At 64.0% G+C, this 11003-nt stretch carries 10 protein-coding genes; 3 read left to right on the plus strand and 7 right to left on the minus strand.

The features are described from left to right. The first annotated feature begins 185 nt into the window (after positions 1-185). The gene (locus EJ069_RS26210; RefSeq protein ID WP_126063774.1) at positions 186-1601 is read left to right on the plus strand and encodes a pilus assembly protein; all 1416 of its coding nucleotides are present in this window, start codon (positions 186-188) and stop codon (positions 1599-1601) included. Between the two features lie 267 nt (positions 1602-1868). Here EJ069_RS26210 and EJ069_RS26215 read toward each other — a convergent pair whose 3' ends face one another. Further along, the gene (locus EJ069_RS26215; protein WP_126063775.1) at positions 1869-2636 is read right to left on the minus strand and encodes an MOSC domain-containing protein; all 768 of its coding nucleotides are present in this window, start codon (positions 2634-2636) and stop codon (positions 1869-1871) included. Then, positions 2636-4591, minus strand: coding sequence for an acetate--CoA ligase (acs, locus tag EJ069_RS26220; protein ID WP_126063776.1), 1956 nt, complete (start codon positions 4589-4591; stop codon positions 2636-2638). The genes EJ069_RS26215 and acs overlap by 1 nt, the downstream gene beginning before the upstream one ends. A gap of 303 nt (positions 4592-4894) precedes the next feature. Here acs and EJ069_RS26225 point away from each other — a divergent pair, with 303 nt between their 5' ends. Next, positions 4895-5167, plus strand: a complete 273-nt coding sequence (locus EJ069_RS26225) for an usg protein (RefSeq protein WP_126063777.1) — start codon at positions 4895-4897, stop codon at positions 5165-5167. Between the two features lie 308 nt (positions 5168-5475). On the opposite strand, the gene EJ069_RS26235 is transcribed toward EJ069_RS26225, so the two are convergent. Next, positions 5476-6510, minus strand: a complete 1035-nt coding sequence (locus EJ069_RS26235) for an aldo/keto reductase (RefSeq protein WP_126063778.1) — start codon at positions 6508-6510, stop codon at positions 5476-5478. A gap of 37 nt (positions 6511-6547) precedes the next feature. Continuing rightward, positions 6548-7735, minus strand: a complete 1188-nt coding sequence (locus tag EJ069_RS26240; RefSeq protein ID WP_126063779.1) for an MFS transporter — start codon at positions 7733-7735, stop codon at positions 6548-6550. Positions 7736-7858: 123 nt separating this feature from the next. On the opposite strand from EJ069_RS26240, the gene EJ069_RS26245 reads away from it, so the two are divergent. Further along, positions 7859-8764, plus strand: coding sequence for a LysR family transcriptional regulator (locus EJ069_RS26245; RefSeq protein ID WP_126063780.1), 906 nt, complete (start codon positions 7859-7861; stop codon positions 8762-8764). Between the two features lie 63 nt (positions 8765-8827). Here EJ069_RS26245 and EJ069_RS26250 read toward each other — a convergent pair whose 3' ends face one another. The 3 genes from EJ069_RS26250 to EJ069_RS26260 all read right to left on the minus strand — a co-directional run bounded on the left by EJ069_RS26250 (position 8828) and on the right by EJ069_RS26260 (position 10955). Beyond that, entirely contained in the window at positions 8828-9877 is a 1050-nt protein-coding gene (locus tag EJ069_RS26250) for an aldo/keto reductase (RefSeq protein WP_126063781.1), read from the minus strand. Between the two features lie 85 nt (positions 9878-9962). Next, a complete protein-coding gene (locus EJ069_RS26255) occupies positions 9963-10274 on the minus strand; it encodes a type II toxin-antitoxin system Phd/YefM family antitoxin (RefSeq protein ID WP_245456278.1) in 312 nt (103 codons plus the stop codon). An 18-nt stretch (positions 10275-10292) separates the two neighbouring features. Next, entirely contained in the window at positions 10293-10955 is a 663-nt protein-coding gene (locus tag EJ069_RS26260; protein WP_126063782.1) for a YggS family pyridoxal phosphate-dependent enzyme, read from the minus strand. Between the last annotated feature and the right edge of the window lie 48 nt (positions 10956-11003).

The raw sequence follows: 11003 nt of genomic DNA on the forward strand, positions 1-11003 counted from the left end.
TGAACGTCTCCCTGCCGGGGCGTTTTTGTTTACTTCCCGTTCACCCTCGAATTTGCCGGAAGCCAGCAAAAACAATGGACTAACTTCCCGTTAAGCGTCCTTTAGCGGGCGTCGGCCCCGTCTGGCCGAAATCCTGCACTGCCTTTGCCGAGCGGCGAGCGCCGCAGACAATGGAGGCGGAAGGGATGCGGCAATTCAGAGGTGTCGTTCGTGAGGTGGGCGACTTTGCCCGGAATCGCGAAGGCAATTTCGCGGTTCTGTTCGGAGCTGCCGTGTCTGTCCTCGCGCTGGGAGTGGGATTCGCGGTCAACATCTCGCAACTCTACAATGCGAGGTCGAGCTTGCAGGGCGTCGTCGACGCGGCCGTGACCTCGACGGCCCGCGATCTCACCCTCGGCGTCATCACGGAAGCCGACGCCAGCAAAACGGTGCAGGCATTCCTCGACGCCAACGGCACCGCCGGCATCCTGCAGGCCAACCAGGTGGTGCTGGACAAGCTTACGGTCAACAGGACAGCCAACACCGTGCAGGCGGACGCGCATGTCGATGTCGGCCTTTTCTTTCCGCTGTTCAGCACCGAGAGCATGCGGCGCGTGACCGCTTCGACCACCGCGCTCTACTCGGACAAGACGGTGGAGGTGGCGATGATGCTCGATGTCACCGGTTCGATGGCTCCCGACTGGCGCGCCAAGACCAACAAGATCGGCGACCTGAAGACCGCCGCATCACAGACGGTCAAGGATCTCCTGGACCAAAATCGGGATCCCAACGATCCCCGGATTCGGGTGTCGATCATCCTCTATGCCGAAGCCGTCAACACCGGCAGCCTGGCCGACACGGTCTTCGTCGAGACAGAGATGGGGCCGAAAGTGCCGCCGCCGATCGATGCCGCGGTGTCGGTTTCCGCCACGGTGTCCGACAATTGCGCAACCGAGCGCAAGGACAAGGACGGCTACGCCGATTACTCGTCGGACGGGCCCTACACGCAACGGCGCGACAATCAGGGCAAGATCTATCTGGCCAAGGTCAACCGCGACTACCGGGTGAAGGTATGCCCCACGGCTACCCTGGTTCCGCTTACTGCCGATGAGGACAAGCTGGTGACGGCGATCGATCATTTTCAGGCCGGGGGCGTGACCGCAGGCGGCATTGCCGCGCAATGGGGCTATTACATGCTCTCGCCATCCTGGCGTACGGCTATATCGAGCGCTCGCCTAGGCGCCGGCCCCGCCAACTTCGATCAGAACAGGGTGGCCAAGATCGCCATTCTGATGACGGACGGCCAGTTCAACACAGCCTTTGCCGGCGGACGGGGCGCGTCCAGGTCACAGGATCAAGGTCAGAGGTCGCGCGCCAATGCCGAAAACATCTGCGATAACATGAAGCGCGACGGCATCGAGATATTCACCATCGGCTTCGATCTCAACGATCCGGCGATGACCGCGACCGAACGCGATCAGGCCAAGTCCGTGTTGAAGGACTGCGCGACGGACGACACCTCGTCGCTCAAGCATTATTACGAGGCCGCCAACGGCGCCGAACTGTCCCATGCCTTTGGCGAAATCAGCCGCAACATCGAGAAGCTGACCATCAGCCGCTGACGCCAGTGCAAAACGGAAAAGGCCGCCGCTTCTTGACGAAGCCGGCGGCCTTCCGTGTTTCCGTCCATGACGCGGCTCCTGGCGGCAACCCCTTCGGGCTACCTGCCGCGCGTCTCGCGCCTTAACGGGAAGACTGCTTCCCGGAAGTGCAATCCGCAGAGCTCACGTTATGGAAAACGAAATCACTCGACATCGGATCACCTCCTTTCGGTTTGTTGAACACACCCCAATGATGGGGTGCGTTGCAGCAAAAGACAAGAGGGCAGGTCAGAGGAAGCGCATCGGCGCGCCGATCCCGATCCGCGCCGGCCGGTCGACGGTGCAGTACACGCCGAGATTGTGGGCGTTGTGGCGCACCAGGTTGCGCAGGATGCCGGGGTCGGTGTCGAAACCGGGTTCGTCGCTGAAACCGCCTTGGGCGATGATGGTGAAGCCGCAGCGGCGGCAGGGTTCGGAGACGGTGAGCTCGAGATCGCCGACGGCGAGCTTCCTGCCGATCCATTCCGTCTCCGGAAAGGCGCCTTCGACAGGCGCCATGTCGACGACGATGTTGGGCCGGAAGCGGCGCGAATCGGGCGTGCCCTTCGGATGCAGGGCCCTCAGGCGGGCCAGCGAGGCAGTGGTGAGCAGATGGATCGGCGCCTTGGCATAGCGGGCTTCGGTCAGCGGTCCATCATAGCCGGGCGCCGCGTTCTCAGCGCCGAACGGACGGATGGAGGCCGCGAAGCCGAGGAAGGCTGAAATCGCGCGGTCGCTTTCCGGGTCGGGTGCCGGCAGCCAGCCGCCGCCAGGCACCGCCACTTCCAGTCGCCGGTCTCCGGTCAGCCGGGCGCGGATAAGCGGCACCTTGTGCCATTTGGCCTCGCGGTCAGGCCTGGCGATCTCGCCGTCGGAAGCGTCGACCAGTCCGAACAGCCGGTCGCCGTCGACGGTCTTCAGCCCGACGGAGATGGCATCGAGCCGCTCGCCGGCGAGCGAGCTCGCCGGGTAGCGCCAGAGCTGGCTGACGGAGCCGAGGATCGTCTCGCCGGCCATCAGCCTTTCTTGTTCTGGCGGTTGACGACGAGGTCGTCGACCACGGCCGGGTCGGCGAGGGTCGAGGTGTCGCCCAGCGAACCGAAATCGTCCTCGGCGATCTTGCGCAGGATGCGGCGCATGATCTTGCCGGAACGGGTCTTGGGCAGGCCGGGCGCGAACTGGATCTTGTCCGGCGTGGCGATGGCGCCGATCTCCTTGCGGACATGGGCGACGAGTTCCTTGCGCAGGTCCTCGCTGCCCGTCTCGCCGGCCATCAGGGTGACATAGCAGTAGATTCCCTGCCCCTTGATGTCGTGCGGATAGCCGACGACCGCGGCCTCGGAAACCTTGTCGTGGCTGACCAGCGCCGACTCGACCTCGGCCGTGCCCATGCGGTGGCCGGAGACGTTGATGACGTCGTCGACGCGGCCGGTGATCCAGTAATAGCCGTCGGCGTCGCGGCGGCAGCCGTCGCCGGTGAAGTACTTGCCCTTGTAGGTCGAGAAATAGGTCTGCACGAACCGCTCGTGGTCGCCATAGACGGTGCGCATCTGGCCCGGCCAGGAATCGGTTATGCAGAGATTGCCGTCGGTGGCGCCTTCCAGCACCTTGCCTTCGCCGTCGACCAGCTGCGGCTGAACGCCGAAGAAGGGCCGCGTGGCGGAACCGGCTTTCAGGTCCGTGGCGCCGGGCAGCGGCGTGATCAGGATGCCGCCGGTCTCGGTCTGCCACCAGGTGTCGACGATCGGCACCTTGCCGTTGCCGACGACGTTGAAATACCATTCCCAGGCTTCCGGGTTGATCGGCTCGCCGACCGACCCCAGAACGCGCAGCGACTTGCGCGAGGTCTTCTTCACATGCTGGTCGCCGGCGCCCATCAGGGCGCGCAGCGCCGTCGGCGCGGTGTAGAAGATGTTGACCTTGTGCTTGTCGATGACCTCCCAGAAGCGCGCCTGGGAGGGATAGTTCGGCACGCCCTCGAACATCAGCGTGGTGGCGCCGTTGGCCAGAGGTCCGTAGACGATATAGCTGTGGCCGGTCACCCAGCCGACATCGGCGGTGCACCAGTAGACGTCGCCGTCATGGTAGTCGAAGACATATTGGTGTGTCATCGAGGCATAGACGAGATAGCCAGCGGTGGTGTGCAGGACGCCCTTCGGCTTGCCGGTCGAGCCGGAGGTGTAGAGGATGAAGAGCGGATCCTCGGCCTTCATCTTCTCCGGCTTGCACTCAGCCTTCACCGAAGCGACTTCATCATGATACCAGACGTCGCGCCCGGGAGCCCAGCCGACCTTGCCGCCGGTGCGGCGCACGACGACGACCTTGTCGACCATCACGTGCTGCCTGGCGGCGATGTCGATCGCCTTGTCGGCATTGTCCTTCAGCGGAATGGTCTTGCCGCCGCGCAGACCTTCGTCGGCGGTGATGACGAAGGTCGATTCGCAGTCGACGATGCGGCCGGCGAGCGCGTCCGGCGAGAAGCCGCCGAAGACGATCGAATGGATGGCGCCGATGCGGGTGCAGGCGAGCATCGCATAGGCCGCTTCCGGGATCATCGGCATGTAGATGGTGACGCGGTCGCCCTTCTTGACGCCGTGCTTCTTCATCACATTGGCGAGCCGGCATACATGTTCGTAAAGCTCGTTGTAGGTGATCTTCCTGTCGTCGTAGGGATTGTCGCCTTCCCAGATGATGGCGGTCTGGTTGCCGCGCTTCTTCAGGTGCCGGTCGATGCAATTGTAGGAGACGTTGGTCTGGCCGTCCTCGAACCACTTGATCGAGACCTTGCCGTCGAACGAGGTGTTCTTGACCTTCGTGAAAGGCTTGAACCAGTCGATGCGCTTGCCGTGCTTGCCCCAGAACTTGTCCGGGTTCTTCACGCTGTCGGCATACCATTTGAGGTAGGTATCGTTGTCGATCAACGCGTTCTTCTTCCACGCCGGCTGGACGCGGTGGACATGCACATCGGACATTTCCTGCTTTCCTCCCAAACCACTCCGCCGGCTTGAGCCGCCAGCGGCATCGCGGCAAAACGGCCGCGAATTCGCGGGCATTATTAACAGTTCCGTCGTGACGGCAATATTAGACGTTGGATTCGCGCGGCGGGATGACGCAGGGGCAAGCGCCCAAGGCTACTAGCACTCCCGCTGGGCGGCTGCTAACTGCCTGTTTTAATAAGAAAAATCTTTAGGGACCTCGCAAAAAACCATAGACAGTTAAGCAACCGTGCGCACAATTCGACGTTGGGAGGAAGGAGAATCAACCAAGGAAACGCAATGCGCGACAATTCCGAAATGGACCTGATGCTCAGGGGATATGGGCTGACCACGGCCAAGATCCTTTACCACTACCCGGACCACCCGCACCTGCTGCAAAGCTTTGTCTGGCAGGATTACGACATAGCGCCGCAATTCCCGGTGCTGATCCGCTTCATCGAATTCTGGAAGACCAAGCTCGATGGGCCGCTGCATTCGGTGACGTATACGCACCAGAGGCTCGTCGCGCCGAATGAGTGGCGGAAGGTCGATGGGGAGTTTCTGGTGCACTGAGGCGTTGCTCAGAAGTTCTCTGGACGTCGAATGTTTGGCGGAAACGCCTGTGACTTCGTCATCCACGGGCGGAGCAAGGAGCGAAGCGACGCGGCGCAGACCCGAGGATCCATTCCGTGACTTCGAAGCGTTGCGGCGATCCTGAATACTGCTCCGCCGTGCTCTACGATCGAGGTAATGGAATGGATCCTCGGGTCTGCGCGACGCCGCTTCGCGGCTGCTTCGCCCGTGGATGACGAAGTTCAGGGGGCGGCGGCTAATCTCAGACGTTCATGCTCGCTCTGAGGGGGCAGCCGCGATGCCGGCAGTCAAACCGCCGGCGGGTTCAGCCGGGCGAAACCTTCCTGGCGCCGATAGGGGAAGTAGGGATAGGGCGCCGTCACCGCGCTCGCTTCGTCGAGCGCCTTGATCTGCTCCGGCGTCAGCGTCCAGCCGACGGCGCCGAGGTTCTGGCGGAGCTGCTCTTCGTTGCGGGCGCCGATGATCACCGACGACACGGTCGGCCGCTGCAGGAGCCAGTTGATGGCGACCTGCGGCACGGTTTTGCCGGTCTCGGCCGCGACCGCTTCCAGCGCATCGACCACCTTGAAAAGATGCTCGTCCTCGACCGGCGGGCCGAAATCAGCGGTGCCGTGCAGCCGGCTCTTTTCCGGCAAGGGCTGGCCGCGGCGGATCTTGCCGGTCAGGCGGCCCCAGCCGAGCGGGCTCCACACCAAAGCGCCGACGCCCTGGTCGAGGCCGAGCGGCATCAGCTCCCACTCATAGTCGCGGCCCACCAGCGAATAATAGACCTGATGCGCGACGTAGCGCGGGTAGCCGTGTTTGTCGGCCAGGCCGAGCGATTTCATCACCTGCCAGCCCGAAAAGTTAGAGACGCCGACATAGCGCAGCCTGCCGGAGCGCACGAGGTCATCCAACGCCGACAGCACTTCCTCGATCGGCGTCGAGGCGTCGAAGGCATGGAGCTGAAGCAGGTCGATATAGTCGGTGCCGAGACGCTTCAGCTCCGCGTCGACGGAGCGGATCAGGCGGGAGCGCGACGAGCCCCAGTCGGCCGGACCGTCGCCCATCGGCAGCGACGTCTTGGTCGAGATCAGCACCGTGTCACGACGGCCCTTGATCGCCTCGCCAAGCACCTCTTCCGAGGCGCCGTTGGAATAGACATCGGCCGTGTCGAAAAGATTGACGCCCGCCTCCAGGCAGATGTCGACCAGCCGGCGAGCCTCTTTCGCGTCGCTGTTGCCCCAATGGCCGAAGAGCGGGCCGGAGCCGCCAAAGGTTCCGGCGCCGAAGGAAAGGGCCGGCACTTTCAGGCCGGAGGCGCCGAGAGATCGATAGTCCATCTTTTTTCTCCTGATTGGATGTCGAAGGGATCAGCGCTCAGCACTGCGCCGTGACCGGCTTGCCGATCGCGCTGCCGCGTTCGAGACGCAGCGCCATGAGCACCACGCCGAGCGCGGCGATCGGCACCAGGCCGGCGACGAGAGGGACGGCGCCGAGGCCGGGGCCGTGATCGATGACGAAGCCGCCCAGCCAGGCGCCGATGGCGTTGCCGAGATTGAAGGCGGCGATGTTGAAGGAGGAGGCCAGGCCTTGGCCGGCGCCCTTGGCCTTCTCCAGCACCCACATTTGCAGCGGCGCGACGGTGGCGAAGGCGGCGGCACCCAGCAGGCCCAGGGCAATGATCGCCGTGATCGGCTGATGGATCGCCGCGGTCATGACGAACAGCACCGCCGACAGCGCCACCAGCGTGCCGACGACCGTCGGCACAAGATGCCGGTCGGCGAGGCGTCCGCCAAGCAGGTTGCCGGCGACCAGCCCGCCGCCGAAGACGAGCAGGATCGGCGAGACGGCCCCCTCGGAAAAGCCGGTGACGCGGGTCAGGATCGGCGCGAGATAGGTGAAGGCGGCAAAGACGCCGACCCAGCTCAGCACCGTGGTCAGGAGGCCGAGCAGCACCGCCCGGCGGCCGAGCACGGCGAGCGTGCCTTCGGAGCTTTCCTCCTCGGCTGCTGCGGCCGGTTCGTCGCGCGGCACGAGCAGCGCGATCACGGCAAAGGCGATGACGCCGACCAGCGTGACGGCGAGGAAGGTGGAGCGCCAACCATAGGCCTGGCCGAGCCAGGTGCCGAAAGGCACGCCGAGGATGTTGGCGACGGTAAGGCCGGTGAACATCAGGGCGATGGCCGAGGCCTTCCTGTTGGGCGCGACCAGGCTGGTGGCGACGACGGAGCCGACGCCGAAGAAGGAGGCGTGGGCGAAGGCGGTGAGCACACGCGCAGCCATCAGCGTCCAGTAGTCGGGAGCCAGCGCGCAGGCCAGGTTGCCGACCGTGAAGACCACCATCAGCGCAAGCAGCAAGGTCTTGCGCGGCAAGCGGCCGGTCAAGGCGCCAAGCAGCGGCGCGCCGACGACGACACCCAGGGCGTAGCCGGAAATGAGCAGGCCCGCGGCCGAGATCGAGACGCCGAGATCGGCGCTGACATCGAGCAGCAGGCCCATGATGACGAATTCGGTGACGCCGATGCCGAAGGCGCCGGCGGTGAGGGCATAGAGAGCAAGGGGCATGGCAATTGTCCGTCTGGTCCAGGAAAGGACGCTCAGTCCCGCGCCCCGACGCGAAAGATCGTGATCCGTCGAGCTGTGAACCAGCCTTGCATCAGGCATATTTTCTGTGAAATAGATTCACGAATGGCGAGACCCGACATCAACCGCTCCGGCGAGATCGAAGTGTTCGTCCGTGTTGCCGAGACGGGCAGTTTTTCCGCCGCGGCGCGGGCGCTACGCATGACGCCGTCGGCGGTGAGCAAGCTGATGGCTCGGTTGGAGGCACGGCTCGGCGCACGGCTGGTCAGCCGCTCGACACGCAAGCTGCAACTGACGCCCGAGGGAACCAGCTTTTACGACAGCGGCTTGCGTATCCTTGCCGATCTCGATGCGGCGGAACGCGAAGCCGCAGCGGGTGCCGCGCCGCGCGGCAAGCTCCGGGTCAACTCCTATGTGCCGTTCGGCCAGCACCGGCTGATGGAATTGCTGCCGCGTTTCCTGGAGCGCTATCCCGAGATTTCCGTCGAAGCGGTGTTGACCGACAATGTCATCAACCTGTTGGAGGAGCGGGCCGATGTCGCCATACGCGCCGGACCGCTTAGCGAATCGCGCCTGGTGGCGCGCAAGCTCGGCCAGAGCCGGATGGTGCTGGTTGCGTCCCCTGCCTATCTCGAAACGCGCGGCACGCCCAGCGCATTGTCCGACCTTGCCCGCCACAACATGCTCGCCTTCGGCTTCGCCAGGCATATCGACGGCTGGCCTTTCATTGATGCCGCGGGCAAATCGATCATCATGCCGATCATCGGGAACATGTCGCTGACCGATGGCGAAGCGATGCGGCGAACGACGTTGGCCGGCGCCGGCATTGCGCGGCTGGCGCGCTGGCATGTCGAGCCCGACATCGCCGCCGGACTGTTGGTGCCGCTGCTGGAAGAGTTCAATCCCGGCGACGAGGAGCCGACGCACGCCGTCTATGTCGGCCAGGGCAAGCATCTCCCGGCCAGGGTGCGGGCTTTTCTCGATTTTCTCGCGGAAACTGTCCGCATCTGAATGAGAAAAAGCCGCGCGCCAATGACACGCGGCTTTTCGGAGGTTCGGCAAGTCGAAGGGAAGTTACGCCTTCGGCACGAACGGCGCCGGACGCCGGCCGGCGCTCTGCCGCTCAAGCATCCAGCCCGGATATTCGGCGGGCAGCGCGCTCACTTCGTCGAGCCGGGCGAGGTCGTCGGTGTCAAGCTTCAGACCGGTGGCGGCCAGGTTCTGCTCGAGCTGGTCCATGCGGCTGGCGCCGATGATGACGCTCATCACGAAAGGTTTTGCCAGAACATAACCGAGCGCCACCGTGGCAACGCTGACGTCATGCTTCTTCGCCACCTCGCGCATGACGGCGACCGCCGCCCAGGCGCGGTCTTCGTTGACCGGCGGGAAGTTGAAGGAGGCGCGGCGACCCTCGCCATTGCCGGGCGCGCCGGGGCCGTATTTGCCGGAGAGCAGCCCGCCGGCCATCGGCGACCAGACCATCAGGCCGAGCTTCTCTTCGTTGATCAGCGGCACGATCTCGCGCTCGAGATCGCGGCCGGCTATCGAGTAATAGGACTGAATGGTCTCGAAACGGGCAAAGCCCTTGCGCTCGGCAATGCCCAGCGCCTTGGCGATGCGCCAGGCCTGCCAGTTGGAGACGCCGACATAGCGCACCTTGCCGCTGGCGACGAGATCGTCGAGCGCGCGCAGCGTCTCGTCGATCGGCGTCACCGTGTCGGTGCCATGCAACTGGTAGAGATCGATATGGTCGAGCTGCAGCCGCTTCAGGCTGCCGTCGACGGAATCCATGATGTGGCCGCGCGACGAGCCGCGCTCGTTGGGGCCGTTGCCCATGGCGCCATGCACCTTGGTGGCGATGATGACGTCCGAGCGCTTGATGCCGAGATCCTTGAGCGACTGTCCCAGCAATTGCTCGGACTGGCCGAAGGAATAGACATCCGCCGTGTCGAAGAAATTGACGCCGGCGGCGATCGAGCGGGCGACGATCTCGTTGACGCCCTTCTGGTCGAGGCTGGCGATCAGCCCCCATTGGGCATTCTCGCCGGCGGCGCCGAACGTCATGGTGCCGAGGCAGAGTTCGGAAACGAAAAGGCCGGTGTTGCCAAGCTGGTTGTAGCGCATGGTGGGATTCCCCGAGAGAAGGAGTGAGTGACAACAAGCAAATAGGAACGGCCCGTTTCGTTTCAAGGCCCTCACATCGAGAGAATCAGGGATCGATGTCTCGGATCATCGTCTCAGGTCTGCGATTGACTTCCTCGGCGAACGCGTCGTCCCACTCAGGGCCGGAGAGAAGATATTCCGCAAGTGACGGCTTGGCGCCGATGAGCTTTTCGTAGTCAGCCACCGCTAACACCACGGCGACGGGCTTCCCATGTTGCGTGATGGTCTGCGGCCCTGTTTCACGCGCTTGCCTAACCAATTTCGGCAGGTTCTTCCCTACTTTCTGAAGGTCCCAGTCCATGAGCGCCGCTCGGCAAAACAGTCCGACATTCTTTTCAGCTGCTTTAGAAAAGGTCATGCAAGCAGATCGCGGCACCTACCGGCTGCCGAAGATCGCCGATCCCACCCGGACGCTGGTCGCGCCGAAGGCGATCGCAGTCTCATAGTCGCCGGACATGCCCATCGAAAGTTTTGCAACGCCGGCCTCGCGGGCGAGCTTCTCCAGCAGCGCGAAATGCGGGCCGGGGTTCTCATCGGCCGGCGGAATGCACATCAGGCCTTCGATGGCCAAGCCATGAACGTCGCGGCAGCGCTTGACGAAGGCGACCGCCTCGCGCGGCTCGATGCCCGCCTTTTGCGGCTCGGAGCCGGTGTTGACCTGGACATAGAGTCTTGGCGTCTGGCCCTGCCTGGTCATTTCCTTTGAAAGCTCGGCGGCGATTTTCTCGCGGTCGACGGTCTCGATGACATCGAACAGCGCGACGGCTTCCTTGGCCTTGTTGGATTGGAGCGGGCCGATCAGATGCAGCTCCAGATCGGCAAATGCTTCCTTCAGCGCCGGCCATTTGCCCTGCGCTTCCTGCACCCGGTTCTCGCCGAAGACGCGCTGGCCGGCCTCGATGACGGGGCGGATGTCCTCGGCCGCGAAGGTCTTCGACACCGCCACCAGCGTAACGGCGCCGGGCTCGCGCTTCGCCTCGCGTTCGGCGCCTGCGATCCTCGCCTTGACCGCGTGAAGCTGCTCTACGGCGCTCGTCATGCCTACATCCGCCTATAGTTTTAACGCTCGCGCCGGCTCGCCGCAGTT

This window comes from Mesorhizobium sp. M2A.F.Ca.ET.043.05.1.1, from assembly GCF_003952445.1.
Taxonomy (GTDB): domain Bacteria; phylum Pseudomonadota; class Alphaproteobacteria; order Rhizobiales; family Rhizobiaceae; genus Mesorhizobium.

Excerpts from the sequence above, each read along its gene's own strand:
- EJ069_RS26255 (WP_245456278.1), bottom strand. The coding sequence starts at position 10,274 with ATGACCTTTTCTAAAGCAGCTGAAAAGAATGTCGGACTGTTTTGCCGA.
- EJ069_RS26250 (WP_126063781.1), bottom strand. The coding sequence starts at position 9,877 with ATGCGCTACAACCAGCTTGGCAACACCGGCCTTTTCGTTTCCGAACTC.
- EJ069_RS26210 (WP_126063774.1), top strand. The coding sequence starts at position 186 with ATGCGGCAATTCAGAGGTGTCGTTCGTGAGGTGGGCGACTTTGCCCGG.
- EJ069_RS26225 (WP_126063777.1), top strand. The coding sequence starts at position 4,895 with ATGCGCGACAATTCCGAAATGGACCTGATGCTCAGGGGATATGGGCTG.
- acs (WP_126063776.1), bottom strand. The coding sequence starts at position 4,591 with ATGTCCGATGTGCATGTCCACCGCGTCCAGCCGGCGTGGAAGAAGAAC.
- EJ069_RS26240 (WP_126063779.1), bottom strand. The coding sequence starts at position 7,735 with ATGCCCCTTGCTCTCTATGCCCTCACCGCCGGCGCCTTCGGCATCGGC.
- EJ069_RS26235 (WP_126063778.1), bottom strand. The coding sequence starts at position 6,510 with ATGGACTATCGATCTCTCGGCGCCTCCGGCCTGAAAGTGCCGGCCCTT.
- EJ069_RS26245 (WP_126063780.1), top strand. The coding sequence starts at position 7,859 with ATGGCGAGACCCGACATCAACCGCTCCGGCGAGATCGAAGTGTTCGTC.
- EJ069_RS26215 (WP_126063775.1), bottom strand. The coding sequence starts at position 2,636 with ATGGCCGGCGAGACGATCCTCGGCTCCGTCAGCCAGCTCTGGCGCTAC.
- EJ069_RS26260 (WP_126063782.1), bottom strand. The coding sequence starts at position 10,955 with ATGACGAGCGCCGTAGAGCAGCTTCACGCGGTCAAGGCGAGGATCGCA.